This window comes from Roseateles sp. (assembly GCF_039929605.1).
Classification (GTDB): Bacteria; Pseudomonadota; Gammaproteobacteria; order Burkholderiales; family Burkholderiaceae_C; genus Pelomonas.
The window spans coordinates 1-24,092 of sequence record NZ_JBDSQX010000111.1 but is presented as its reverse complement, the minus strand read 5'-3'; the positions used below and the strand labels follow the sequence as shown (position 1 = coordinate 24,092).

Annotated in this window: 21 protein-coding genes; 11 read left to right on the top strand and 10 right to left on the bottom strand. The window is 66.4% G+C overall.

Features of this window, described 5'->3' with window-relative positions; translation table 11 throughout:
- The first annotated feature begins 655 nt into the window (after positions 1-655).
- The 4 genes from ABIS05_RS15290 to ABIS05_RS15275 all read left to right on the top strand — a co-directional run bounded on the left by ABIS05_RS15290 (position 656) and on the right by ABIS05_RS15275 (position 7,814).
- Positions 656-1,141: an RNA polymerase sigma factor gene (locus tag ABIS05_RS15290; protein ID WP_348012674.1), complete on the top strand. Its 486-nt coding sequence runs from the start codon at positions 656-658 to the stop codon at positions 1,139-1,141.
- Positions 1,138-2,196: a FecR domain-containing protein gene (locus ABIS05_RS15285; protein ID WP_348012673.1), complete on the top strand. Its 1,059-nt coding sequence runs from the start codon at positions 1,138-1,140 to the stop codon at positions 2,194-2,196. Before ABIS05_RS15290 ends, ABIS05_RS15285 begins: the two co-directional genes overlap by 4 nt.
- Before the next feature lie 78 nt (positions 2,197-2,274).
- Positions 2,275-5,313, top strand: a complete 3,039-nt coding sequence (locus tag ABIS05_RS15280; RefSeq protein ID WP_348012672.1) for a TonB-dependent receptor — start codon at positions 2,275-2,277, stop codon at positions 5,311-5,313.
- Positions 5,314-5,423: 110 nt separating this feature from the next.
- Positions 5,424-7,814 (top strand): hypothetical protein, encoded by a 2,391-nt coding sequence (locus tag ABIS05_RS15275; protein WP_348012671.1) that lies wholly within the window; start codon positions 5,424-5,426, stop codon positions 7,812-7,814.
- Positions 7,815-7,834: 20 nt separating this feature from the next.
- Here the strand turns inward: ABIS05_RS15275 and ABIS05_RS15270 are convergent, their stop codons facing one another.
- The 4 genes from ABIS05_RS15270 to ABIS05_RS15255 form a co-directional block, all read right to left on the bottom strand.
- The gene (locus tag ABIS05_RS15270; protein ID WP_348012670.1) at positions 7,835-9,655 is read right to left on the bottom strand and encodes an ABC transporter ATP-binding protein; all 1,821 of its coding nucleotides are present in this window, start codon (positions 9,653-9,655) and stop codon (positions 7,835-7,837) included.
- A complete protein-coding gene (locus tag ABIS05_RS15265; protein WP_348012669.1) occupies positions 9,652-11,409 on the bottom strand; it encodes an asparagine synthase-related protein in 1,758 nt (585 codons plus the stop codon). The genes ABIS05_RS15270 and ABIS05_RS15265 overlap by 4 nt, the downstream gene beginning before the upstream one ends.
- Before the next feature lie 69 nt (positions 11,410-11,478).
- Entirely contained in the window at positions 11,479-12,198 is a 720-nt protein-coding gene (locus ABIS05_RS15260; protein ID WP_348012668.1) for a lasso peptide biosynthesis B2 protein, read from the bottom strand.
- A 219-nt stretch (positions 12,199-12,417) separates the two neighbouring features.
- A complete protein-coding gene (locus tag ABIS05_RS15255) occupies positions 12,418-12,558 on the bottom strand; it encodes a rubrivinodin family lasso peptide (RefSeq protein ID WP_348012667.1) in 141 nt (46 codons plus the stop codon).
- A 305-nt stretch (positions 12,559-12,863) separates the two neighbouring features.
- Between ABIS05_RS15255 and ABIS05_RS15250 the strand changes: the two genes are divergently transcribed.
- Positions 12,864-13,904: a hypothetical protein gene (locus tag ABIS05_RS15250; protein WP_348012666.1), complete on the top strand. Its 1,041-nt coding sequence runs from the start codon at positions 12,864-12,866 to the stop codon at positions 13,902-13,904.
- A gap of 39 nt (positions 13,905-13,943) precedes the next feature.
- Here the strand turns inward: ABIS05_RS15250 and ABIS05_RS15245 are convergent, their stop codons facing one another.
- The 4 genes from ABIS05_RS15245 to ABIS05_RS15230 form a co-directional block, all read right to left on the bottom strand.
- Positions 13,944-14,162, bottom strand: a complete 219-nt coding sequence (locus tag ABIS05_RS15245) for an AlpA family transcriptional regulator (RefSeq protein WP_348012665.1) — start codon at positions 14,160-14,162, stop codon at positions 13,944-13,946.
- A 412-nt stretch (positions 14,163-14,574) separates the two neighbouring features.
- Positions 14,575-14,859: a hypothetical protein gene (locus ABIS05_RS15240; RefSeq protein ID WP_348012664.1), complete on the bottom strand. Its 285-nt coding sequence runs from the start codon at positions 14,857-14,859 to the stop codon at positions 14,575-14,577.
- Between the two features lie 409 nt (positions 14,860-15,268).
- Complete coding sequence (locus ABIS05_RS15235; RefSeq protein WP_348012663.1) at positions 15,269-16,555, bottom strand: tyrosine-type recombinase/integrase; 1,287 nt, start codon at positions 16,553-16,555, stop codon at positions 15,269-15,271.
- A gap of 199 nt (positions 16,556-16,754) precedes the next feature.
- Positions 16,755-17,669 (bottom strand): YicC/YloC family endoribonuclease, encoded by a 915-nt coding sequence (locus ABIS05_RS15230; RefSeq protein WP_348012662.1) that lies wholly within the window; start codon positions 17,667-17,669, stop codon positions 16,755-16,757.
- Positions 17,670-17,714: 45 nt separating this feature from the next.
- Here ABIS05_RS15230 and ABIS05_RS15225 point away from each other — a divergent pair, with 45 nt between their 5' ends.
- Genes ABIS05_RS15225 through hemW form a run of 5 tightly spaced genes read left to right on the top strand, consistent with a single transcriptional unit; the run spans position 17,715 to position 22,115 of the window.
- A complete protein-coding gene (locus ABIS05_RS15225) occupies positions 17,715-18,683 on the top strand; it encodes a serine/threonine-protein kinase (protein ID WP_348012661.1) in 969 nt (322 codons plus the stop codon).
- Positions 18,683-19,600, top strand: a complete 918-nt coding sequence (locus tag ABIS05_RS15220; RefSeq protein ID WP_348012660.1) for a PP2C family serine/threonine-protein phosphatase — start codon at positions 18,683-18,685, stop codon at positions 19,598-19,600. Before ABIS05_RS15225 ends, ABIS05_RS15220 begins: the two co-directional genes overlap by 1 nt.
- 13 nt (positions 19,601-19,613) lie before the next feature.
- Positions 19,614-20,336, top strand: a complete 723-nt coding sequence (gene rph, locus ABIS05_RS15215) for a ribonuclease PH (RefSeq protein WP_348012659.1) — start codon at positions 19,614-19,616, stop codon at positions 20,334-20,336.
- Positions 20,333-20,938, top strand: coding sequence for an RdgB/HAM1 family non-canonical purine NTP pyrophosphatase (gene rdgB, locus ABIS05_RS15210; RefSeq protein WP_348012658.1), 606 nt, complete (start codon positions 20,333-20,335; stop codon positions 20,936-20,938). The genes rph and rdgB overlap by 4 nt, the downstream gene beginning before the upstream one ends.
- A gap of 13 nt (positions 20,939-20,951) precedes the next feature.
- A complete protein-coding gene (gene hemW, locus ABIS05_RS15205; RefSeq protein ID WP_348012688.1) occupies positions 20,952-22,115 on the top strand; it encodes a radical SAM family heme chaperone HemW in 1,164 nt (387 codons plus the stop codon).
- A 56-nt stretch (positions 22,116-22,171) separates the two neighbouring features.
- Here hemW and ABIS05_RS15200 read toward each other — a convergent pair whose 3' ends face one another.
- A complete protein-coding gene (locus ABIS05_RS15200) occupies positions 22,172-23,098 on the bottom strand; it encodes a LysR substrate-binding domain-containing protein (protein ID WP_348012657.1) in 927 nt (308 codons plus the stop codon).
- A gap of 91 nt (positions 23,099-23,189) precedes the next feature.
- On the opposite strand from ABIS05_RS15200, the gene ABIS05_RS15195 reads away from it, so the two are divergent.
- The gene (locus tag ABIS05_RS15195) at positions 23,190-23,471 is read left to right on the top strand and encodes a hypothetical protein (protein WP_348012656.1); all 282 of its coding nucleotides are present in this window, start codon (positions 23,190-23,192) and stop codon (positions 23,469-23,471) included.
- Positions 23,472-23,479: 8 nt separating this feature from the next.
- Here ABIS05_RS15195 and ABIS05_RS15190 read toward each other — a convergent pair.
- On the bottom strand, positions 23,480-24,092 hold a 613-nt coding region (locus tag ABIS05_RS15190; protein WP_348012655.1), incomplete at its 5' end, for a chemotaxis protein CheB.

Sequence of the window (24,092 nt, the reverse complement as noted above, 5' to 3'; positions counted from 1 at the left end):
AAAAAGTAGGGGGTCGCTGAACCGCATCGGATCTGCCGCCGCGCAGGCGTCATATTCCTGCGGGGTGCTGTACACCGTCCAGCTTTCCCGACGCGCGTTGCCCTTCACCGCCCGGGTCACGCCTGCGGCCACGCCTGACCGGACTCTGACCAGGCTGACCTGCAACCCGCTGTTTAGGTGGAGGTCCATCGCGCGTGCAGCAGTAGGTGCAAATGCGGGGTTAAGGCTGGTGTGGGTCACTGGCGGCTCCAGCGGTGTCAGGCGTTTTGGGGGGGCGGTGGTGATGCCGTGGGAAATAGTGGTTATGTTTTGGTCCCGACTCAACACCCGGGAGGTGGTGATGGCATACGCGTTCGGCGATCGCGGGGCCGCCCATACCTCTTGTTGCCCCTCTCTGCGGTGCACACGGGCAAGCGTGGCCCTCCGTCGTAGGAGAGGCATGTTCAGTCGCGTTCGGCAGGTGTCTGCGGTCGCGTACTGCGCCCGTTCCCGTGGAACAGTCTTGGCGCCCTTGGGTCGCTACAGGACAACGGCACATTCGTTCGGCGTCCCGGGGCGAAGATGGCGCCTTGTGGGTGATCGGCAGCCTCGCCATCTTGGCTTGAGCTGCATAAGATTGCCGATCCCGGATTCAACTTGTAGCGGTGCCGACGCGATGATCAAGAATTTGCATGCCGTCATTTCGCGTGTCAGGGCGGTGCTGATGCGGCGAGGCCGCACGCGCCATGACGCCGATGATCTGGTGCAGGAGGCTTGGTTAAGGCTGGCTTGCTACGAACGCGAGCATGCCGTTGATGAGCCTGAAGCATTCCTGATGCGCACCGCATTGAACCTGTCGATCGACAACTACCGCGCCAGCTGCAATCTCGGGCAACAGGTGCTGATTGACGACATCGAAATTGCCGACGCCATGCCGACCGCCGAGGCGGTCCTGCTGGCTCGCGAGCAGATCGCTCGGCTCAGCGTTGGCTTGGCCGAGCTCGATCCGAAGACGCGCCGGATCTTCCTAGCCCATCGGGTCGATGGACAGAGCTATCCGGAGATCGCCCGCGAAAACGGCCTGAGCGTCAGCGCCGTTGAGAAGCACATCGCCAAGGCGGCTTTGCTGCTCGCCCGCTCGATGGAGGGTCTGTGGCCATGAGTCGCTCCGGTGGGCAGGCCGATGGCAACGCCGAGCCGCCCAAGGTGACTCCGGACATTGCTGCGGAAGCGGCGGTCTGGATCGCGCGGCTGCATGGGCCGGACAGGTCGCCCACCATGGAATGGGAATGCCGCCAGTGGCAATCGCGCTCGGCCGCTCATCGGCTGGCGTTCGAGCGGTGCACCGAGGTGTGGGAGGCCGTACCGGGCGTGCGGCTCGCGGATGCCTACGCCACTGCCTCGGCGCGGGAGGCGCAATCCGAAGTCGACGCACGTGTTCCTGTGGGGCGGCGGGGCTGGTTGCTCGCGATGATGGTGGGCGTAGCCGGCATCGCGGCAGGTGTGGCCGTCCATTTACAGCGGCAGCCCGATGAGGTTTCGACCGGAGTGGGCGAACAGCGGCTGGTGGTGCTGGAGGACGGCACGCGCATGACCCTGAATACGGCCACCCAGGTGCGACTGGCCTTTGAGCGCTCCCGTCGCGTCGTCGAAGTGCAAGCCGGTGAGGCGTTGTTCGAGGTCGCGAAGGATGCTGGCCGGCCTTTTGTTGTTCGGGCGGCGGGCAGCGAGGTGCAAGCGGTGGGTACGGCCTTCTCGGTACGTCTTGCGTCAGGCGCGCGGCCCGAGGACGCGCTGGCGGTCACCTTGATCGAGGGGCAGGTCATTGTTCGACCGGCCACTGCAAACGACGGGGAGGGCGTCGCTCCCCCGAAGGTGTTGCAGATGCGTGCGGGCGAACGCGTGCGACTGACCCGCGCGAGCCCCAGCGGAGCGACGACGCAGCAGGTCGACCGCCCACGCATCGACCAGATGGTCGCGTGGAAGCGCAGCGAAGTCGTCTTCGACGATGTGTCGCTCCGCGATGCGGTGGCGGAGATGAACCGCTACAACCGGACCCCCATCGTCCTGAGCGGGGCGTCGTCGCTGTCCACGCTGCGCATCAGTGGCCTCTATCGGACCGGCGACAGCGCGGGGTTCGCAAACGCCGTCGCCAAGCTCCATGCCCTTGTTGTCGCCGAACGCGATGGACGGTTGGAGCTGGCCTCTCCCCACTAGGGCAAGCCCTGGCGGAATTCCCTTGAACTGCCTCGTCATCTCGTCATCACCACTGGGTCAACACGAGAAGGGCAAGGCATGTTCGATAAATCATTGGAGAGAAGTACGGCGCAGGCGTGGCGTCTGCGGGTAAGCGCCGTGATCGCGCTGGTGCTGGAGCTGGGATGGGGCCTGGCGGGTGCGGCTGAGCCGAACGGTGCGGCGCGTTTTCGGGTCGAGCAGCCCGCTCGTGCGCTGCCGGAGTCGCTGCGCGCCATCGCCGGGCAGACGGGCGTCTCGGTGCTCTTTGATCCCGCTGCTGTGGCAGGGCGGATGTCCAAGCCGGTATCTGGGCAACTGACGGCTGTTCAGGCCATCACGCGGGCCCTGGAGGGTTCCGGTTTGCAGCCGATCGTGATGCCGGATGGTTCGGTCGTGGTGAGGCCGGCAGTTGCTCCTCGTTCGATCCCAGCCTCGGCGCCGGCCAGCTCCGCTGCCTTCGTCATGCCCGTTGGGACCGCCGCGCTTGTGGGCAGCTCGCCTGGCGAGATCCAGGCGAGCGCCGAGCCGGGCTCGACGGCGGGATCTGACAGTGCGCAGAGCGTGGTGGATGGCGCCACCTGGCTCACCCGCGTCGAGGTGACCGGCTCGCGGTTGATGCGGATCGACGCCGATGGGCCGACGCCTGTCAACGTGTACACCCGCGCCGACCTGGAGCGCAGTGGGCAACCGACGCTGGAGCGATTTTTGAGCAGCCTGAACGAGGCGTCCATCAGCACAGGGGAGGGCGCCATGGGGCAGACGACGGGGCAGGGGGCGGTGCAACTGCGCGGCCTGCCATTGGGCTCCACGCTGGTGCTTATAAACGGTCGGCGGATCCAGGCCGTGGGGTCGTCGTCGGGCAACTTCTTTAACCTGAACCTGATCCCGATGGCAGCAATCGAGCGCATCGAGATCGTGCCGGTCGGCTCGTCGGCCGTGTATGGCGGCGATGCGCTGGCGGGCGTCGTGAATGTCATCCTGAAGAAGTCGCTGGAGGGCTTCGCGTTCGACGCGCGTGTGGCCTCTGCGCGTGGCACCAGCGATGTCGGCGTCTCGCTTGCTCATGGCGCTCAGGGCGAGGCAGGGTCGTTCTTGCTGGTCGGCTCGTACAACAAGACGACGCCGTTGACCATGGGCGAGCGCAGCTACTTCGCGGACGCGGACTACAGGCGTTTTGGCGGCACTGATGCGCGCAGCCGCTTCTGTACGCCCGGCACCGTCACCAACAGCGCGATCGCAAATCTGCCTGGGCTGGACTCACGCTTCGCCGCGGTACCGGCCACTGCGCCGGGCCAGCCTCTGACGCCCGCCAGCTTTGTGGCGACCTCCGGCCAGGCCAATCTCTGCAACTCGATGGCCAACGGCCATGGCAACGCGCTCGTCTACGGCGACGAGAACGCGGCCCTTCATGCGGCGGGTGAGCGCCGCCTGGGCCCAAACTGGTCGGTGTTCGCCGAGGTGACGCTGGCGCGCGACCGCCTGCTCGCCGAGCAAGCAGGCATCCTGCTGAACAACGTGCTGGTGCCTGCGACCAACCCGCACAACCCGTTCGGGGTGCCGGTGCGGGTGACCGGCCGGCTGGGCCTGCAGAACGGTGCGGAGACGTTTGCCCGCGACACCGATTTCAAGCGGATCCTTGGCGGCCTTCGCGGTGAGATCGCGCCGGGCTGGGAGTTCGAAGCGGCCTTGTCGACCACGCGAGACGACGGCGAGCGCCGAACGACCAACACCAGCGCCAACGTCGCCGCCCGCACAGCAGCGCTGGCTGCCTCCGCGCCCGGCGCGGCGCTGAACCCCTTTACCAGCGGCTTGGCGGCCAGCGAGGAGGTGTTGCGGGGTATCTGGTCCGAGTCGACCCGCTACAACCATGGCCGCAAGGACCAGGCGAGTGCTTTTGTGCGCGGCTCCCTGCTGGAACTGCCCGCCGGATCGCTGGACTTGATCGCCGGCGCAGAGTGGGCACAGGACCGCTACCAGACGGTGGCGCCGGGCAGCTTCGACATCCAGGGCAGCCGCACGAACGGCGCCGTCTATAGCGAGCTGCGGGCGCCCCTGTGGCGGATCCGCTCCGATGCCGGTCGGGCATGGGACGCAGCAGCTATCACGCTGGCCGCGCGTCGAGACCGCTACAGCGACTTCGGCAGCGCCAGCACCTACCAGGCCGGCCTGGAGGTGCGTCCGACCCGGACCACGCTGCTGCGCGCGTCCACCGCGACGTCCTTCAAGCCGCCCACCTTGCTGCAGACCAAGGTCGACGCGGAGAGCCTGACGACCGATGACTATGGCCTGGTCGATCCAGCGCGAGGCAACGAGGCCATCTCCGGAGGCGAGGTGCTCCGGGCCGCCAACCCGGCGTTGCAGCCGGAAAAGGGACGAGCCCTGTCCCTCGGCGCCGTGTGGGAGCCGGACGGCCTCGCAGGTACCCGCTTGGCTGTCACGGCATGGCGCGTGAAGATCGACGGCCTGATCTCGCTGCTGTGGCCGCAGGTGACGCTCGACAACGAGGCGCTGTTTCCTGGCTTCATCACGCGCGCGCCGGCCGTGGGCGGCGTTCCTGGCCAGGTCACGCGAGTGTTCTATGCCGAGGTGAACTTCGGCGGGCTGAACACGGCCGGCGTGGACCTGGAGGCCGCGCATACCTGGAAGGCTGCAGGGGCTCGCTGGAACGTGGCGGCGAGCGTGACCCGGACCACGCGGTATGAGGTGGCCGTGGCGCCCGGTGCGCCGGTCGAGGATCGCCTGGGGCGGCGCGCGGCCGACTACTGGTCGCCGACGTGGAAAGGCCGGTTGTCGGCCGGCGTTGACCAGGGCGGCTGGAGCCTGGGCCTGACCAGCCGCTACCTGGGCAGCTACCTGGACTCGGCCCCCAGCGACCGGTCGCTGGGCGGCTACTGGGTTCATGACCTCGCCGCTTCGGTGGACATCAAGCGCCTCGGCTTGCGCCTGCCAGCCGTGAAGGACGCCCGGCTTGCGTTGGTCGTGGCCAATCTGGCCGACCGGCTGCCGGAGTTTGTCGGCACGTCGCCGTACTACGACGTGACGCAAGCCGATTGGCGCGGGCGATATGCGAGTCTGCGGCTGTCCATGACCTGGTAGGTCTGCTGCCGGCGCCGTACTGGCGCTACCCCTGGGCGAACTCGGCCGCTGCGCCGCCGCCCCCTCCCTGAACCAAGCCAGAGAACCGGACGAACTGTCCGGACTGCGTGATGCTGCCCGACAACTTCTATCGCCACCCGGCGGGCCCGTGCCCCGCCGTCCGGTGGCTCACCTTGCTGTTTCTTCTCGCCGCCGGACTTCCTTTCGCGGCACTGGCCACCATCGGACCTACCGTCAAGGAAGTCGTCGAGTTCACCCGCATCATCCAGCCCGCCTGGCAGGATGATGAAACCCTGCAGACCCAGCGCTCGCCCGATGGAGGCCAGGCGTTCGTCGTCACCCGCCAGGCCGATGTCGCCACGGACACCAACCGCTTCGAGATCCTGCTGTTGGACCTCAGCACTGAACGTCTGGCGGCCGCGAGACGTGTGCTGCCGACCCGGCTGGTGACTGTCGCGGCCCGACAGGACTCCGACGACGCACAGCCCGCCTTGCTGGAGGTGCGCTGGGTGAATGACCGGACCCTGGTCTTCCGTGCGCGCATGGACGACCAGCCCTACCAGGCCTACCGGGTCGACGTGTTGACCCACCAGGTGACCCAGCTCACCTTCGCACCGCTGGGGCTGCTGTCGTTCGACTTGTCGGCCGACCTGCAGCGCGTCGTCTACGTCGCGCCTGTGCCCAACCCGGCCATGCAGCCGGGCGCTCGCAGCGTCGTGGCCGGCACGAACTCGTTCTGGAGCATGCACTTTGGGCAGGACGACTTCAGGAAGCAGCAAAGGCGCTATCAGTACTTCGTGACCGAGGCCGCGTCGAGGACGGCCGCGCGTGCCCTCGGCGGCCCTTTTGCGGAGGCGAGCCTCGGTTTCCCCAGGGCCAGCATGTCACCGGACGGGCGCTGGTTGCTGTTGCCGAAGTACGAGCCTGACCGCCAGCTCGGCTGGGCCAAACAGTACCCGCGCATCGCCGACGCGGTCGAGCGGTATGGGCCGTCGCTCAAGATGGATCCGCTGGGCTATTTTTCGCGGCCGGTCAGCTATGTGAGCCGACGGCTGGTGGCCTATCGGCTGGCCGACGGACACGAGCAGGCCGTGGTCGATGCGCCCGACGATTCGCTCGGGGACAACCAACAACGAGAGGACAGGCTTTGGCTGGATGGCGGCACCTCGGTCGTCATCGGCGGAACGTTCCTGCCTCCGGGGAAGGCGAGCGGGGATGGCGATCTCGGTTCGGCGTCCCACGTCATCGAGTACTGGCCCGACTCGGGGCGATGGAAGGTCATCGCAAGCCTGAGCGCGCGCCTGAAGGCCCTTCATGCGGTGGCTGGCCAGGCAGGCGCGTTTGTGGCGATGGATGGCGACCGAAGCCGCCGCTTCGAGCGCGTCGCTGGAGGCTGGCGTGAGGGCGCTCCCTTGCCGGGTGGCGGGCTCGAAGCGGGTCCAGCGGAGCCCGACTGGCGCCTGCATCTCCAGCAGGGCTTGAACGATCCACCTGACATCGTCGCGGTCGGGCCGGCCGGCGCGAGGGTGCGGCTTACCGAGCTGAACCCGCAGTTCTCGCGCACGGTCTGGGGCACGATGCGCGAGTACGGCTGGAAGGACGCTCAGGGCAGGGCGTGGAACGGCGGCTTGATGGTGCCGACCGGCTTCGACCCCAAGGCGCGGCACGCGCTGGTGATTCAGGCCTACGGCTTCTCGCCCACGCGCTTCTACCGGGACGGCTCGAACGTTTACGACGGCTTCACGAGCGGGTTTGCCGGGCGTGCCTTCCTGAGCGAGAACATCCTGGTGCTGGCGTTGCCTCTGGGGCCCGCGGGCGGTGGCCTCAGCGATGACCGCAGCCGTCGCATCGCTTTTGCAGAAGGCGTGAAGGGCGCCATCCAGACGCTGGTCGACGAAGGCGTGGTGGACCGGGACAAGGTTGGTCTCATGGGCTGGAGCGCCACGGGCGAGACGGTACTGCACGCGATCACGTTCTCCGACGCGCCGATCCGCGCGGCGACGATGCTGGACGGTGATGCAAACACGCTGTTCTCGCTGACCATCACCTACGCCGTGACCGACGGCACGCAGTTGAAGAAGGAACGGGCCAACGAGGGTGGGCCTTTCGGTGAGTCCTTGCACCGCTGGATCGCGAACGACCCCTCGCTGCACACCGACTGCATCCGGGCGGCGCTGCGGATCGAGACCTATGGCAACGAGGTTCACAACAACTGGGACATCTACGCGCTGCTCAGGCGCCAGTACCGCCCGGTCGAGCTGGTCATGATCCCGGAGGGTGCGCATGCTTTGGCCCGCCCGAGCGAGCGGATGATCTCGCTGCAGGGCAACGTCGACTGGTACCGCTTCTGGCTGAAGGGCGAACGCCGGGATGAAGTTCTTCTCCCCACAGAGACTGCGACGAGCCTGGCGCAGCAGTACGAGCGCTGGAACCAGATGCTGCCGCTGAAGCAGGCCGTGGACGCCCAGCCTGCATGCGCTCGCAACGCGGGAACCCACTGATGGCCAGCGGCCTGCCACCGTCACGCGCCCGCCATTTGCGAGCGCCACAGCTGCGCGTAGGCGCCGCCAAGCGCGAGCAACGCCTCATGGTCGCCTTGCTCAACGATCCGGCCGCCCAACAGCACCGCGATCAGGTCGGCGTTCTGGATCGACGACAACCGGTGGGCGATGGTGAGGGTGGTGCGGCCCATCGAGATCTTCCGAAGGCTTTGCAGGATGGAGGCTTCGGAGCCGGCGTCGAGCATCGAGGTGGCCTCGTCGAACACGTAGATGTCCGGGTCGCGCAGCACGGCGCGGGCGATGGCGATCCGCTGCCGCTCTCCACCCGAGAGCTTCAGGCCCCGCTCGCCGATGGCGGTGTCATAGCCGAAGGGCAGGGTGGTGATGAAGTCATGCAGGCCGGCGATGCACGCGGCGCGCTCGATCTCCGCTGGCGTTGCGCCGTCCTTGCCAATGCCGATGTTGACGGCCACCGTGGCGTTGAGCAGCATGACGTCCTGCGGGACGATCGCGATCCTTGACCTCAGCTCGGCAGCGGGGATCGTGGCGACGTCGATGCCACTGAGTCGCACGATGCCCTGCTGCGGTTCGACGAGCCGCAGCAGGAGTCTGACAAGCGTCGATTTGCCGCCGCCACTGGGGCCGACGATGGCGACCGAGCTGCCGGCCGGCACGTTGAGGCTGAAGCCGGCGAGTACTGGCCTGCCTGCGTCGAACGTCAGGTGAATGTCTTCGAAGCTCACATGTTGTGACTGCGCAGGCGCAGGGTCTTGGCCGCCGGGACCGGGATCACTTCGCTGGGGGTGCTCCAGAATCGAGAGCAAGCTGCGTTCGGTCGGCATCGCAAAGATGTCCATCAACGGACGCACGAACGCCAGGCCCTGATAGGTTTCCCGGACGGCAGTGCACACCATCTCCAGCGGCCGGATGACTTGCATCGTGTAGAGATTGGCCAGCACAAAGCCGCCGACCGTCAGCGTGCCATCCGCCACCGCCATGGCGGCGATCAGCAGGGAAGCCGTCAGCGAAATGCAGAAGATCGCGGACACAGCGACGCCGAGCCACAGGCGCTGCTTTTGCAGCTGCGCCCACCGGTCTTCCAGTTGGTTGACTGTTTGCTCGAAGCCAGCGAGGACAGTGCGCTCGGCACCGAAGCATTTGATGGGTTCGTAGTTCATCAGGCCGTCGGTCAACAGCGCCTGGACGTCCATGCCGGTGTCGGCGACTTTCTGTGCGGCCCGGCTCAGGCCAGCGGTGCGATGCCACATGACCCCGAAGTAAGCCGCTGCGGTGGCGGCAAAGGTCAGCGTCAATGCCGGCTGCCCCAGGGTGAGCAGCACGATGGCGACGGTGGCCGCCTCGACCAGCACCGGCACGAAGCTGTTGACGACGTGATAGCTGATGACCTGGTAGCCGGAGATGGCTTGCTGCAGGTTGTGGACCACGGCCCCGGTGCGGCGACCGAGGTGGAAGGCGAGCGGCAGGCCCAGCAGGTGCTCGAAGTACCGGCATCGCAGCCATGCGAAGAGGCGCTGTTCCGCAGCACTGGTCAGGATGGGCCGGAGTTCGCTCAGCAGGCGGCCGGCACCCAGGCAGATCAGGTAAGCGGCGCCGAACAGCGCCATCGAGGCCGCTGCGTCTGGTGTGGTTCGGAATGAGGCCGCAGCGTCGACCATTTCCTTGAGAGCCAGCGGGGTCGCCCCGGCAAGTGCGCCGCCGACGACGGCGAGCAGGGTGCCCGCCGCAAGCCGCCATGCGACCGACCGGTCAGCCCCCGAGAGAAGGAGGCGAAGCGCTGGCGCAAGCTTGTTCAACGACGGCATACCGGGCTGTGGATTCATCGCGGCCAGCGTGCCAGCCAGGCTTCCACGGCCACGAGTCCATGGATCTCACTGACCGCGCCGATGAGCTTGGTCGGTCGGCCGGACAACAGCTCCTCGACCTTGCCGCGGTCGAGCAAGCCCCGCGCGCTCAGTTGACCTTCTAGCAGCATGCCCTTGATGGTCTCGATGTTGGCCGCCAGCACGGCCTTGATGTGCTCCTCCATCCCGCCTTTGGAACGGCGGTTGATGACTTGCGACGGCAGGTCTGCCGCGAAGGCTCGCCGCGCCAAGGCACGTCCCCGGCCGCCCTGGGTCAGCAGATAGGTCGGCAGCCGCAGGCAAAGCTCGACCAGGGGCTGCGACAGCAGGGGGTTCACCAGTTCGGGTGCCGCCGCCTGCTCGAAGGGGTCGTAGTAGCCCAGCGGATGCATCAGCGACACAGTCTGCATGTACTTGCCGATCGGCAGGTCCGTGGCTGATGCAAGGCCCGGATGCGCAAAGCGCTGGGCCGACGTCTTGCCTTGTCGAACCTCTGGTGCCAGCAGCCCCTCGAAGCCGCCCTGCGACCTGGCCGACAGATCCGGTCGCAGGGTCTCCTTGAACGCCAGCAGGGCAGTCCGCCACACCGACAGCCTGCCGAGGCGGGCCGCGTCCATCGCAGCGGCGGCGAAGCCGGTGTTCATGCCGTTCCGTGCCAGGTAGTCCGCTGCCGGCCACCAGCGGGGGAATTCGTAGAAGAGCGGGTCGCCGCCGGCACCTGTGAACAAGGCCGGGGCCCCGTAGGCGGCGGCGACGCTGGCATCGGTGCTGGCGTTCATCCAGCCGACGTAGGGCACGGGGGCGGGCATGCGGGCGATGCTCAGGACGCGGTCGACCTTGAACCCGCCCTCGCGTTCACGCTCCAACAGGTCGCGTCCGACCCGGGCCGCGCTCAGCCGAGCGTAGTGGCGCTCGTCGCTGTCTGATCCCGGCGAGTAGTAGTTCAGGGCCATGACGTCGGCCGCTACGGCGCCCGGCGCGAGGCAGCTGAGCACGATGGAGGAGTCGACGCCGCCGGACAGCCTGAGCAGCACGGTGTCGTAGCAGGCCGCCCAGGCGCGGGTGCAGGAGCGGACGGCCCGGCCAAGTTGCCGGGTGGCCTCGTCAGCGCCAAGGTCGGCCTCGCCCGCATGGCCAGTGCCGCACAGGGCGATGTCGACCGCGCTCCACAACAGCGTGGACTTGTCGGTGTGAAGGTCGCGCCACTCGCCTGCAAGCACTTCTGTCACGCCTTCGAGCGCGGTCTCCCGTCCGCCCAGTAGGCCGTGGGCCAGCTGCGCCAGCAGTGCGTCCCAGTTCACTGCGGGCAAGGCGGCGGGCGCCAGCAAGCGCAGTGCGTCCTCCAGCCACGAAAAGACGATGGAGACGCCCTCGCGCACGATCCGAAAGCAGGGCAGGGTGCCACTGCGGTCCCTCAGCACGGCGGTTGATCCCGACGCCGTCTGAATGAAGGCGACATAGCGGCCCCAGAAGTCAGCCACCAGCGCCCGGCCGCCGCTGTCGACGATGCGGGTTGCTTCGGCGCCGCCGAGGTGGAAATGCCGCACCGGTGTGGCGTCGAGGTCACTGCGCCGGAACAGCTTGCCCAGGACGACGCCCATCCCACCGAGGAGCGGATGGACGCTGTTGACGCCGGATGCCGATCCCGTCGTAAACACCTGAAGCCCTGGGCGTGCGAGGGCTGCATCCCAGGCTTCGAGTGACTGGCATCTCATGGCCAGGTCGTTGGCCACGGTCGAACTCTGCGGACGCGATTCGTCCCAGGCGATGGCGACATAGCGAAACATCTCGATACCTGAGGTTCAGACGACGAGGATGGGCCGGAACCGGCGCACGTTCTCATGCTGGTCGTTCAGGACGGTGTGGCCGCTCTGGACCCATGAATGCGCGCCGAAGGGGCAGGTCTTGACGCCGATGACCCACCTGGCACGCAGACCCTCACCGGCAAGGAATCGGACCAATGCCAGCGAGTCGTGCAGGCAGTTGTCGCGAGCCGTGAACACCAGCGGTCGCAGCCAGTCGTAGACCGCTGCGGCGGCTTCGATCTCTTTGAGCGACTCTGGCTGCGGGTGATCAAGTCGCCGGCTTCGCTCGGCGACCGACCCGGCGATGGCATGCAGTGAGCGGCAGCGCAGCCACAGCGCGGCGACTGCCGCGTTCGTCAGAAAGCTGCCGACGCGCCTGGCGCCGATGCGGCTGCCGGTAAGCGCGCCAAGGTCGACCGAAGCAGTGGCTTCGGCAATGCTCGGGTGAGGTTGGGGAGCGGCTGTCGAGGCCGACAGAAGGCCCTGGGCCATCAGCCGGTGAATGACGGCGTCGCTGTCCTGTGCCGGCTTGCATGCGGCGGTTGAGCAGCTCTGCGGCCAGCCAGCAATCGCTGCCGTGAGCTTCTCCGCCACTGAATCGCCGATGCCGATGTACCGATTGCGCCGGAGATCCAGCAAGATGACCTGCCCGTCGCTCTCGCAGGCCCGCACATGCGGCGCGAGGCTCAGCAGTCGTTGCGAGGTGCTCTGTTCCATCTTGTTGTCTCCCTTGTGCGTCCTATGCGTGCTTGGCTTGCGCAGCGCATGCCGCCGGTCACCGGCTCTGAATTCCGTTCGAACCCGAAAAAGCAAGGACGGAGCGCAGCCTCTGCGGCGCTGTGTGGCGTGCGAAGCTGCTGAGGCGAACCACTCGTCCTTGCATGGACGTTGCGTTCAGGGGTGCTCACCGTTGTTGGCGCGGAGCACCCCAGGCGCTCAGCCTTCGAAGCGACGCTGCAGCTGCGGGTTGTCTTCGGTGTAGACCTGGGCCGGGATGCCCATGGTCAGCTCCTTGGCGTCGCCGAGCTCGACGACCTGCAGATCCAGTTCCTGGTCGGTTTGGGTGGACTTGTCCATGATGAACTCCTTCAGTTGAGGTGGATGAAAAGCCCTTGGTCGATGACTTCGGGCGACCTGAAGTTAAGCGGATGAAGCCGCCAAGTCGATGGGTTATGGCCCGTGGCATCGCGCGTTCGGTGGGGTAGAGGTTCCGTCCTCTGGGGAATCCGCTGCAAATGGCACTGGGACGCCCTGGGACAACGAGGGCGTGCTCGTTCGGCGGCGCTTCGTTGCTGGTCTCAGAGCCTGGCTCGGCTCAAACCGATTGGCGCGCTCTTCGATCCTAGGGGTGAGGTTTCTGACGCGCGAATCGTCATTGCCTCATGAAAAGCACTGGTCCTGGGAAGCGTTCGACAGAGGAGCAGGGCAAGACCTGGAGCCTGTGCTGGCAGGCGGTAGGCGACAGAAACTTCTTATCGTCTCCAGTGCTCGCCGCACTCATCCGCAGCCGGTTGATTGGCGCCCATCAGCGGTCGGGCCGGGTGCTGATCGACTTCGTCGTGCTGCCGACGGAGATTCATGTCATCGCAAAAATCGGGTCTGACGACACCGTCAGTGGCATTGCGCGCGCCTTCGGCAACGTGGTATCGCGATGGGTGAGGCAAGCACAGTTGGCTCGCGGTCCGGTGTTCGTTGCTGCTTTCAGTGCCCAGCCGATCAACGCCGTAGAAGACCGCAAACGAGAGATGCGCATGCTGGCCTGGCGTCCAGTCATCAAGGGCGTGTGTGCAACTCCGACACACCATTCCACCGGTGCGCTACGGGTCGCGCTTGGCTTGACGACGGCCAAGGGCTTTGACGCCCGGCCAATGCTCAAGCACTTCGGTGATGCTGTACCGGCCGCGCGCAATGCGCTGCGGCAATGGATATCGATTCGCCCATCAGCAGAGGATTGGCGTGCGTGGGAACTGACCCGCGGGCTTGAACTGGCGCGCGGGAATCTGGGGCCTCACAAGTTCATGGCGAAAGTCGCCGACGGCGGGGCCGCCAAGCTCATTGCCGCTGCAGGCGGCTACGGCATGGAAGCTGCGCTTGAGCTCCTGGGTGCATGGGTCGGCGCCAGGGTGCAGCCTGCGACGACGCTTGATCTTCACAAGCGTTCGGATGCGGTCGCGGCTCGGGCGCGTGCTTTGGTGGCCTGCGTGGCCGTCGAGCATCGACTTTGTTCGGCAGCATCCGTGGCGCGGTACTTTGGTCGTGCCAAGGCGACGCTGAGCGAGCAGATGACGGTGTGCAGGTCGCGACCTGTTGACAGGCTGATCGTCGGCACGCCGCTGCGGCGCATCCTGGAAGAGGCTGCAGCGCTACGCTCGGTGCAGGATGGCAATCGTCGAGGGGCAACTGCGCGGCCCGCGAAGCGATGACGCTTCAGATCGTGGCAGGCAGGGCCAGGTCCTTCGGCATCAATGCGTCCGCGGCCGAGAGTTCATCCAGTCGTCGATGTCGGCCTCCCGCCAGGCAATGGCGCGCAGACCAATCCTGACTGGTTCCGGGAACTGCTTCTTCGACATCATCCGGTAGATCGTTGATCGACCCAGACCCGTCCTGCGCCGGACAACAGGCAGGCGCAAGAACGATGGATGTGAAGGCTCTGTAGGCGCGGTCTGAAGAGGTGCTTGCATGGGGCGCTCCGTGATCAGTTCGCCTGAATGTAGGCCGGTGACGGAACTGCGGCGCCGATGAGAACGCGTAGAAATGAAGCGCTTGGCTGTCGACTGGTCGCCTGGGGTGGGTTCCACGTTGAGGCGCTTGAGGGGTCGTTCAGACCGTGTCAACAAAGAAAAACCCCGGCACGCGGCCGGGGCTGAAACCGCCTCTGCTCAGCACAGTGGCGCCTGCTCAGGGAGGAAAAGCAGGGGGCCGGAGCCCGCAGGAAATGTACCCGCTGTTTGCCATGGCAGACCATGGACACAGGGCAGGCTGGTGAGAGTGCCCACGCTAGCCGACATGCGGCTAGCGACAGACGAGTCCAGCAGCTGCCGGTAACCAAGCTGGCATCGCCAAGGGTTCGACCATTCAGGGTGGGGACGCCGCTCAGAAAGGCGGGTAGCTCGGCCAGCTCAATGCGGCACGAACCCGCTCAATCGCAGCAAGATCGCCCGAGTCTTCAATGCCAATCAGCAAGCGCGTGAATGGCCTGTGCACGCGGTGCGCCTGCTGCTCCATGTCGGCTTCCATACCGAACTGGTTCACAACGACCGCACCGGCGGCCCCTTCCATGCCGGCCAGGGCAACGACTTCAAAGAGCTGCTTTGTGAGTCCAGCGAGGTCAGATTCCAGGATGAGGGTGTCGGGGTACGCCATCTCGGCATTCAGCATGGCTGCAGCGCCCCGTGCAACTGATGGACCGCGCGATGGTTGAGCTTGTCGCGGCGGAGCCGCGTTTGTGCGGGGGGCCTCGACCACCTAACCTCGCGCCGCGCAGCTCGCCCTTTGAACTACTGGTGGATGCGGCGCTGAGAAAACGCTGTGATGACGGCGCGGGCGATCAAGTGCTGACCCTGCGGCTTCCGCTCTGCATGCTCACGCAAAGCCACCCGTTTGTCCCGTTGTGTATCAAGACTTGCCGCTACAGCCCGGCGCCGGTATCCCCCTGGTGCAAAAATCGGAGCTAGAAAGGAAAAAGGACTTAGAGGCTTTCGCTTCTAAGTCCTTGATTTCTCTTCTTATTTTGGTCGGGACGGTGGGATTCGAACTCACGACCCCTTGCACCCCATGCGTGTCGAGATCAGTTGGTTGCGCGCTGCTTGCGATCCTTCAAGAGATCTGCGGCGGGCTCTCCACGTGACAACGCCGCAAGCGTTGCTGCCCAGACGGACAACGCGTCCATGCGCTGATCAAAGTAGTCGTGTCGGTCGTAGACCCCTTCGACATTTTTGAGCTTGTGATTCAACGCACGCTCGGCCACGAACCTGTCGACGCCAAGCCTCGCTAGGTTTGTGCGTGCCGTGCGGCGCATGTCGTGGACGGTGAAGTGGGCGATGTCCAGGCCAGTCAGCCGCTTGAGGGCCACGTTCAGCGTGTCCGGCCCTATGTGCGGGAAGCGATTGACACGAGCCTCGCCAAGACGTCGCCGCACGAGCCGCCGGGCGGGGAAAACGTAAGGCCGACCTGACGCCAGAACCCGCGCCTCTCGCAACCATCCGACGACCGGATCCGCCAGAGGAATCACGATCGCCATTTCCGTCTTCGTGTATGCCTTCGTGAGCGTCCAGACCCTTCCGTCGAGGTCGATGTCCTCCCAGCGCGCGGAGAGGAGTTCCATCTTGCGTACACAGAGGGCGAGCAGCAGCCACACGGCCAACTCGTTCTCACGGCCGAAATTGGGCGTGGAGTGCATGGAGCGCGCCAAGTGCTCGATTTCTACGAGCGTCAGAAAGCGCTCTCTTGGGATCTCCATGCCACCTGCGTCTGTCTGCTCAAAGTCGGCCGCCGGGTTGCGTTCGATCCAGTGGTTCCGCATCGCGAACTTGAACATCCGGACCATGTAGCGCAACGCGTCGTTCGCGACGGTGGGTGCGCCTGCTGCAACGATGCGGCGGAGCACCTGGTCTACGTGCATCGGCTGCACGTCCTTCGGTGCCAGCATCCCGATAACGGGATTGATGTGCTTTCGGAAAACGCGGGCGACGACATCGGGGTGCTTGTACCGCGGCTCGATGTACCTTGCGAGCCAGCGTTCGCTGAGTTCACGCACCGTCTGCGATTCAGTGATTCGAGCCTTGACTAGCTGCTTGGCTGCTGCGACGTCGACGCCGCGTTCAATCTCGCCACGATCCTTTCGAGCTTGTTCGCGGGCCGCCTTAAGTGACAACTCCGGGTAGCGTCCCAGAACCTTCTCGCGTGGCCGGCCATTCACCCGAAAGCGAAGGATCCAGGAGGCCTTGCCCTTGCTGGCTGCGGAGGCGCTGGCCACGAAGGTGAGACCTTCGCCGATGCCACGGTCGGTCTGGCCTGCGGCCAGCCATGTCTTGAGCTCACGGTCCGTGAGCGGTCGTCGTTGCTGTGTGTCCATGTCCCATCTGCTCCATGAGGCTGTGGGGTTTTTTGTCGGCAAAAGCGCCACGGCGCGCTGCATCCCGAAAAACCCCACAATAAACCCCACAGGATGCGCGCGCTGCACTGCGACGCCCTGGGACGGTCTGGGACAAGAAAATCCTTATAGATCAGTCAGTTATTGAGTTTTTCGGGACGTCCTGGAACGGCCCGAAAACCTACTCAATGTTCTGTACCTGCTCGCGCATCTGCTCGATGGCGACTTTCATCTCGACGGAAATATTCGTCAGTTCCAGCGCCGCTGATTTGGAACCCAGCGTATTGGCTTCGCGTTGCAATTCCTGGATCAGGAAATCCAGGCGCTTGCCGAGCTCGCCGCCCTTTTTCAGCAGCCGGCTCAGCTCCTCGAGGTGGGCGCGCAGCCGGCCCAGTTCCTCGGCCACGTCGATGCGAATGGCAAACGCCGCCGCCTCGTTCAGCGCGCGTTCCTGCAGCGCTTCCTTTGGCACCGTCCCGGCTGCGCCCGTCGCGGTCAGCGCCTCTTGCCAGCGGTCCAAGAAGCGCTGCTGCTGGCGCGCGACGACGGCGGGCAGCAGCGGTTCGGCCTCGTTGGCCAGTTCGCGCAGCCGGTTGATGCGCTCGTTCAGGATGGCCACCAGCTTCTCGCCCTCGCGCTCGCGCGATTCGGCCAGACCCTCGACGCAGGCCTTGGCGGCCTCCAGCGTTGCGCCGTCGAGCTGCACCAGGGTTGCGCCACCGCTTTTGCACAGGTTCAGCGCTTCCTGGACGGACAGCGGCACGGCCTGCGGTAGCCAGGTGCGCACCTTGGCCTCCAGGCTGGCGAGGCGGTTGAGCTGCTCGGGCTGGGGCTGCGGCCAGGCGCCGTCGGCCTCGCGCTGGGTGTTGATGCGCAGCTCGATCTTGCCGCGCTTGAAGCGGGCGGAGATCAGGTCGCGCAGCTGCGGCTCCAGGCCGCGCAGTTCTTCCGGCATTCGCATCGACAGGTCCAGAAACCGGCCGTTGACCGACCGCAATTCGACGCTGACGGACGCCGGCGCGGCGCCGCTGCCGTCCTCGGCTTTAGGGGGTTGCGCCAGGGAATTGGCATACCCGGTCATGCTGTAGACTGGCATTTCGCACTCGTAAAAACAGACGTTAACAAGAGATCAAGCGCGATTATGTCCAAGCCGAAGCCGGCGCCCCTGCCAGCCGGCACGGTGGTTGGGGGCTACCAGATCATCAAGCGGCTGGCGGCGGGCGGTTTCGGGGTGGTTTATCTCGCCGAAGACCCGGACCACCACCTCGTCGCGCTGAAGGAATACCTGCCTTCGTCGCTGGCCGAGCGCTCTCCCGGAGAGCTCACGCCGCGCGTCAAGCCCGAGAAACAGCCGCTATACCGGCTCGGCCTGAAGAGCTTCTTCGAGGAAGGCCGCTCGCTGGCGCAGATTTCTCACCCGAGCGTCGTCTCGGTGCTGAACTTCCTGCGCGAGAACGAGACCGTCTACATGGTCATGAACTACCTGCAGGGCGACACGCTGCAGGACTTCATCGTGACCGCGCGCGACATGAAGCGCGACAAGGTCTTCCGCGAGTCCACCATCCGCAGCCTCTTCGACGAGATCCTGCGCGGCCTGCGCATCGTCCACCAGCACAAGATGCTGCACCTGGACATCAAGCCGGCCAACATCTTCATCACGAATGACAACAAGGCCGTGCTGCTGGACTTCGGCGCCGCGCGCGAAGTGCTGAGCAAGGAAGGCAACTTCATCCGCCCGATGTACACGCCCGGCTTTGCCGCGCCCGAGATGTACCGGCGCGACGGCTCGCTCGGCCCGTGGACCGACATCTACGCCATCGGCGCTTGCATCTATGCCTGCATGCAGGGCTACCCGCCCAATGACGCACCGCAGCGCCTGGAAAAGGACCGGCTGAACCTGAGCCTGTCGCGCCTGCGCAATGTCTACTCCGACAACCTGCTCGAAGTGACCGAGTGGTGCATGGCGCTCGACCCGCTGTCGCGCCCGCAGAGCGTGTTTGCGCTGCAGAAGGAACTCGCCCGCGAGACCGAAAGGCGCTACACCAAGCTGTCCTTCAGCGAGCGTCTCAAGCTCCAGCTCGAGAACCTGAAGTCCGGAGCGAAAGCCTGATGCGTTTCAGCGTCTTCCAAGTGAGCCGTCGCGGCGGCCGCGAGACCAATGAAGACCGCATGGGCTATTGCTTCACGCGGGAAGCCGGCCTGTTTGCGCTGGCCGACGGCATGGGCGGTCACCCCGAAGGTGAGGTCGCGGCCCAGCTCGCGTTGCAGACGCTGGCGACGCTGTTCCAGCAGGACGCCCGCCCGGTGCTCGACGACCCGCAGCGCTTCCTGCAGGAAACCATCGTCGTCGCCCACCATCAGCTGCTGCGCTATGCGCAGAGCAAGGGCCTGTCCGACACGCCGCGCACCACCCTCGTCGCCTGCATCATCCAGGGCAACCAAGCCTGGTGGGCGCATTGCGGCGACTCGCGCCTGTACCTCGTGCGCGGTGGCAAGCTGATCGCCCGCACGCGCGACCACTCCTATTCCGAGTTGCAGGAAGCGCTCGGCCGCGTTGCTCGCGGTGCCGAGCCCTTCAACCGCAACGTGCTCTTCACCTGTCTGGGCAGCCCCGGCAAACCCATGGTGGACTGCCAGGGCCCGCTCGTCATGGAGGCGTCGGACCGCTTCCTGCTGTGCTCGGACGGCCTGTGGGGCGGCGTCGAGGACCACGAAATCGTCCAGCACATGGCCGACCAGTCCATCGCCGAGGCCGTGCCCGAGCTCGTCGAGCAGGCGCTGCGCCGTGGCGGCGCGCGCTGCGACAACGTCACCGTCCTTTCCGTCGAATGGGAAGGCGAGGGCGATCCCGCCGGGGACACCACGCAGAACCTCGGCAACTCCGGCTTTGCGTCGACCATCCAGGGCGCGCTGGACGCCGAGCTGGTTGCCGGTATGGCCAGCATGGACGACGAAGAGATCGAGCGCTCGGTGCGCGAGATCAACGAAGTCATCCGCCAATCTGGCCGCGGCTTGAACCGCCGCTAACTCCTCTTTCGTCATGACAAAAAATTTCACGCGCAGCGCAGGCCGCGCTGCCAATCAATTGCGCCCGGTGCGCATCACGCGCGGCTTCACCGTGCATGCCGAGGGCTCGGTGCTCATCGAGTTCGGCGCGACGCGCGTGCTCTGCACCGCCTCGGTCGAAGAGCGCGTGCCGCCGCACAAGCGCGGCTCGGGCGAGGGCTGGGTGACGGCCGAGTACGGCATGCTGCCGCGCGCCACCCATACCCGCAGCGACCGCGAGGCCGCCAAGGGCAAGCAGAGCGGCCGCACGCAGGAGATCCAGCGCCTCATCGGCCGCTCGCTGCGCGCGGTGTTTGACTTGGCCGCGTTGGGCGAGCGCACCATCACGCTGGACTGCGACGTGCTGCAGGCTGACGGCGGCACGCGCACGGCGGCCATCACCGGCGCCTTCATCGCCGCGCAGGACGCCGTCAACAAGCTGCTGGCCGACAGCAAGCTGTCGCGCTCGCCCATCAAGGATTCGGTCGCGGCCATCTCCGTCGGCATCGTTGACGGCGTGCCGCTGCTGGACCTCGAATACACCGAGGACTCGGCCAGCGACACCGACATGAACGTCGTCATGACGGGCAGCGGCGGTTTTGTCGAACTGCAGGGCACGGCCGAGGGCGTCGTCTTCACGCGCGACGAGATGAACGACTTGCTGGATCTGGCCGACAAGGGCATCCGTGAGCTGATCGTCATGCAGAAGTCGGCATGAAACTCGTGTTGGCCTCCAACAATGCCAAGAAGCTCGCCGAGCTGCAGGCGTTGTTTGCGCCGCTCGGCATCGAGCTGGTGAACCAGGGCAGCCTGGGCATTCCGGAGGCCGAGGAGCCTTATCTGACCTTTGCTGAGAACGCGCTGACCAAGGCCCGCCACGCGGCGAAGTTGAGCGGCCTGCCGGCGCTGGCGGATGACTCCGGCCTCAGCGTCGACGCACTCGGCGGTGCGCCTGGCGTGCGCTCGGCCCGCTACGCGCTGGACGCGGGGGGCGAGAAGAGCGACGCGGCCAACAACCAGCATCTGCTGCGTGAGATGGCCGCGATCGAAGACCGCCGCGCGCGCTTCGTCTGCGCGCTGGTGGCGGTGCGTAGCGCCGACGACCCGGAGCCGCTGATCGCGATGGGCCGCTGGGCTGGCGAGATCCTCACCGCACCGAGCGGCGAGGGCGGGTTTGGCTACGACCCGTTGATGCACATTCCCGCGCTCGGCCAGACCGTGGCCGAACTGGGTGCTGTGGTGAAGAACCAGCACAGCCACCGCGCGCTGGCGGCCGTCCATTTGATCCAGCAATTCCGCGAGGTCTGGCGGCTTGGCTGATCTGCTGCATTTGATGCGGCCGGGCACCTTGCAAATGCCCGCTCTGCCGCCGCTCGCCCTGTACGTGCACCTGCCCTGGTGCCTGCGCAAATGCCCCTACTGTGACTTCAACTCGCACGAGGTGAAGGAAGGTGCGCTGGCCGTTGACACGGCCGAGGCCTATCTCGCTGCGCTGCGTGCCGACCTCGAAACCGCGCTGCCGCTGATTTGGGGCCGCCCCGTCATCAGCATCTTCATCGGCGGTGGCACGCCCAGCCTCTTCAACCCCGAGCAGATCGGCCAGCTCATTTCCGACATCCGCGCCCGCCTGCCGCTGGAGGCGGGCTGCGAGATCACGCTGGAGGCCAACCCCGGCACCTTCGAGCGTGAGCGCTTCGCCGGCTTTCGCCAAGCCGGCGTGACGCGTTTGTCGGTCGGCGTGCAGAGCTTTGACGACGCGCAGCTCAAGGTGCTCGGTCGCGTGCACAACGCCACCCAGGCGCGCGACGCGCTGACCGAGGCGGCGGGCGCCTTCGAGACCTTCAACCTCGACCTGATGTATGCGTTGCCCGGCCAGACACTGGACGACCTGGCTCGCGAGATCGACACGGCGCTGAGCTTCAAGCCGCCGCACCTGTCCATCTATCACCTGACCATCGAGCCCAACACGGTCTTCGCGACGCGCACGCCCGAGCACCTGCCCGACGCCGACCTGGCCAGCGACATGCTGGACCTCATCACCGAGAAGACCGGCGCCGTCGGTCTGTCGCGTTATGAGGTCTCGGCCTACTCGCGCGAAGGCCATCGTTGCGCCCACAACCTGAACTACTGGCAGTTCGGCGACTACCTCGGCATCGGCGCCGGGGCGCACAGCAAGCTGAGCTTTCCGCACCGCGTGCTGCGCCAGGTGCGTTGGCGCGAGCCAGCCGCCTTCATGGCACAGGAGAACAAGGTCAGCAACGAGCACGAGGTCGCGCGCAAGGACCTGCCGCTCGAATTCATGCTGAATGCGCTGCGGCTCAAGGATGGTGTCACGGTGACGCAGTTCCTGGAGCGCACGGGCCTGCCGCCGTCCAGCATCGCCACGGCGCTGGAGACGGCGCGCGGCCGTGGGCTGCTGACGACCGACGCAGCGCGCATCCAGCCCACCGAGCGCGGCTTCGACTTCCTCAGCGATCTGCAGCAACTGTTTCTTTGAAGGAGCGAAGGGCCGTTCCCGAGCCCTTCAAGCGGCCCCTCGGGGGCAGCGGGGCGTCAGCCCTGCCTTGGGGCCTCGTTCAGCCGTTGCTGCACGGCGGCGACTTCGGCATGCAGCCAGTCGCAGAAGGTGCGTACGGCCGGGTCTTCCCGCAGCGCCTCGGGGTAGACGACCTGGTAGTCGCGCGTGGTGTCCTCGTCGGTGGCCTGGGCCGACACGCGCACGAGGCGGCCGTCCAGCAGCGCATCCGCGGCGAAGAGTTCCCGCGTCAACGCCACGCCCATACCCTGTTCGGCGGCCTGGATCAGCAACGCGGCATCGTTGAAGGTCGCCACCGGTGCCGCCACCGCGCCCGTGTGGCCGCCTTCGGTGAACCATTGCCGCCACAGGTCTGCGTCGCCCAGCAGCGGCTGCAGCGCCAGCGCCTCGGGCGGCATGCCCACGAGCCGCTGCCCCAGCAGCGGCGCTGCCACGACGATGTGAGGCGAGTGGAACAGCGGTTCGCTGACCAGGCCCGGCCACGGGCCCCGGCCGATGCGCAGGCCGATGTGGAAGCCCTCGCGTTCCAGGTCCACCACCTGCTGCGAGGCATGCAGGTCCAGCGTGATGCAGGGCTGCAGCGCCTGCCAGTTCGGCAGCCGGGGCAGCAGCCAGCGTTGGGCGAACGAGGGCAGGGCGGTCACACGCAGCGTCTGCGCTGCGCTGCCGTGCGCCTGCGCCGCCACCAGCAGCCCGGCCTGCAGCTCCGCGAACATCCTGATGACCGCGCGCTGCAGCGCCTGCCCGGCCGGGTTGAGCGTCAGGCGCCGGCCCTGGCGGGTGAAGAGCTCGAAGCCGATCTGCGTCTCCAGGCCACGGATCTGCTGGCTGACGGCGCTGTGCGTCAGGTGCAGGCTCTCTGCCGCTGCGCGCAGGTTTTCGGTCTGTGCGGCGGCGCGGAAGGCGGCGAGGTAGTGGAGGGGGAAGCGGTCCAGCGAAGCCATTGGTAAGCTAAATCAACCAATCAGTGCAGAAACGAGCGCTTGGTCTGCGTTCCTTGGGTGCCTAGGATAACCAGACCAACAAGGAATCGCCATGAACTCGCTCTACCGCTGGATCACTTTGTCCTCACTGGCCGCAGCCCTGCTGCTGGTAGCCAGCGCATCGCCCGCGTTCACTGACTCGAACGCCGAACTGAAGGAGGCCGCTGCTGACCGCACGGCCCGCGTCGTCGTGCTTGTCAAGGCCGCGCCTTCCAAGCCGACGCTCTACGTGCCGTTGGCGACGGCCAAGCAGCTGGATGGCTTCAAGCCGCCGCTGCCGCCTGAACGCAGCATTGCCGTGACCCGGCTGGCCAAAGCCGAAGCGGCGAGGTGACCCCGGGATCAGACCCGGTTGAGTGAGATGCCCGAAGTGGCTCGCAGCCGCTCCAGCACCTTGGCGGCAATCTGGTTCAGCGGCAGCACCTCGTCGGCGGCGCCGGCCGCGATTGCCTCGCGTGGCATGCCGAAGACGACGCAGCTCGCCTCGTCCTGGCAGTAGTTGTAGGAGCCGGCGTCCTTCATGACCTTCATCGCCTTGGCGCCGTCCGCGCCCATGCCCGTCAGCATGATGCCGATGGCGTTCTGGCCGACGACCCTGGCGGCCGACAGGAACAGCGCCTCGACCGAAGGCTTGTGGCGGTTGACGGGCTCGCCGTCCTGCACGCGGGCGATGTAGTTGGCGCCGCTGCGCTCGACCGTCAGGTGCAGGCCGCCGGGGGCGATGTAGCCGTGGCCGGGCAGGATGCGTTCGCCGTCCTGCGCTTCCTTCACGCGGATCTTGCACAGGCCGTCCAGCCGCGCGGCATAGCTCTTCGTGAAGCCGGCCGGCATGTGCTGGGTGATGACGACGGCCGGACTGTCGGCCGGCAGGTTGATCAGCTCATCCTTGGTGGCCTCGGTGCCCCCCGTCGAGGCGCCGATGAAGACAAGCTTTTCCGTCGACGCCCTGCCCAGG

Excerpts from the sequence above, each read along its gene's own strand:
- ABIS05_RS15290 (WP_348012674.1), top strand. The coding sequence starts at position 656 with ATGATCAAGAATTTGCATGCCGTCATTTCGCGTGTCAGGGCGGTGCTG.
- ABIS05_RS15285 (WP_348012673.1), top strand. The coding sequence starts at position 1,138 with ATGAGTCGCTCCGGTGGGCAGGCCGATGGCAACGCCGAGCCGCCCAAG.
- ABIS05_RS15280 (WP_348012672.1), top strand. The coding sequence starts at position 2,275 with ATGTTCGATAAATCATTGGAGAGAAGTACGGCGCAGGCGTGGCGTCTG.
- ABIS05_RS15275 (WP_348012671.1), top strand. The coding sequence starts at position 5,424 with ATGCTGCCCGACAACTTCTATCGCCACCCGGCGGGCCCGTGCCCCGCC.
- ABIS05_RS15270 (WP_348012670.1), bottom strand. The coding sequence starts at position 9,655 with ATGAATCCACAGCCCGGTATGCCGTCGTTGAACAAGCTTGCGCCAGCG.
- ABIS05_RS15260 (WP_348012668.1), bottom strand. The coding sequence starts at position 12,198 with ATGGAACAGAGCACCTCGCAACGACTGCTGAGCCTCGCGCCGCATGTG.
- ABIS05_RS15255 (WP_348012667.1), bottom strand. The coding sequence starts at position 12,558 with ATGGACAAGTCCACCCAAACCGACCAGGAACTGGATCTGCAGGTCGTC.
- ABIS05_RS15250 (WP_348012666.1), top strand. The coding sequence starts at position 12,864 with ATGAAAAGCACTGGTCCTGGGAAGCGTTCGACAGAGGAGCAGGGCAAG.
- ABIS05_RS15245 (WP_348012665.1), bottom strand. The coding sequence starts at position 14,162 with ATGCAAGCACCTCTTCAGACCGCGCCTACAGAGCCTTCACATCCATCG.
- ABIS05_RS15240 (WP_348012664.1), bottom strand. The coding sequence starts at position 14,859 with ATGCTGAATGCCGAGATGGCGTACCCCGACACCCTCATCCTGGAATCT.
- ABIS05_RS15235 (WP_348012663.1), bottom strand. The coding sequence starts at position 16,555 with ATGGACACACAGCAACGACGACCGCTCACGGACCGTGAGCTCAAGACA.
- ABIS05_RS15230 (WP_348012662.1), bottom strand. The coding sequence starts at position 17,669 with ATGCCAGTCTACAGCATGACCGGGTATGCCAATTCCCTGGCGCAACCC.
- ABIS05_RS15225 (WP_348012661.1), top strand. The coding sequence starts at position 17,715 with ATGTCCAAGCCGAAGCCGGCGCCCCTGCCAGCCGGCACGGTGGTTGGG.
- ABIS05_RS15220 (WP_348012660.1), top strand. The coding sequence starts at position 18,683 with ATGCGTTTCAGCGTCTTCCAAGTGAGCCGTCGCGGCGGCCGCGAGACC.
- rph (WP_348012659.1), top strand. The coding sequence starts at position 19,614 with ATGACAAAAAATTTCACGCGCAGCGCAGGCCGCGCTGCCAATCAATTG.
- rdgB (WP_348012658.1), top strand. The coding sequence starts at position 20,333 with ATGAAACTCGTGTTGGCCTCCAACAATGCCAAGAAGCTCGCCGAGCTG.
- hemW (WP_348012688.1), top strand. The coding sequence starts at position 20,952 with ATGCGGCCGGGCACCTTGCAAATGCCCGCTCTGCCGCCGCTCGCCCTG.
- ABIS05_RS15200 (WP_348012657.1), bottom strand. The coding sequence starts at position 23,098 with ATGGCTTCGCTGGACCGCTTCCCCCTCCACTACCTCGCCGCCTTCCGC.
- ABIS05_RS15195 (WP_348012656.1), top strand. The coding sequence starts at position 23,190 with ATGAACTCGCTCTACCGCTGGATCACTTTGTCCTCACTGGCCGCAGCC.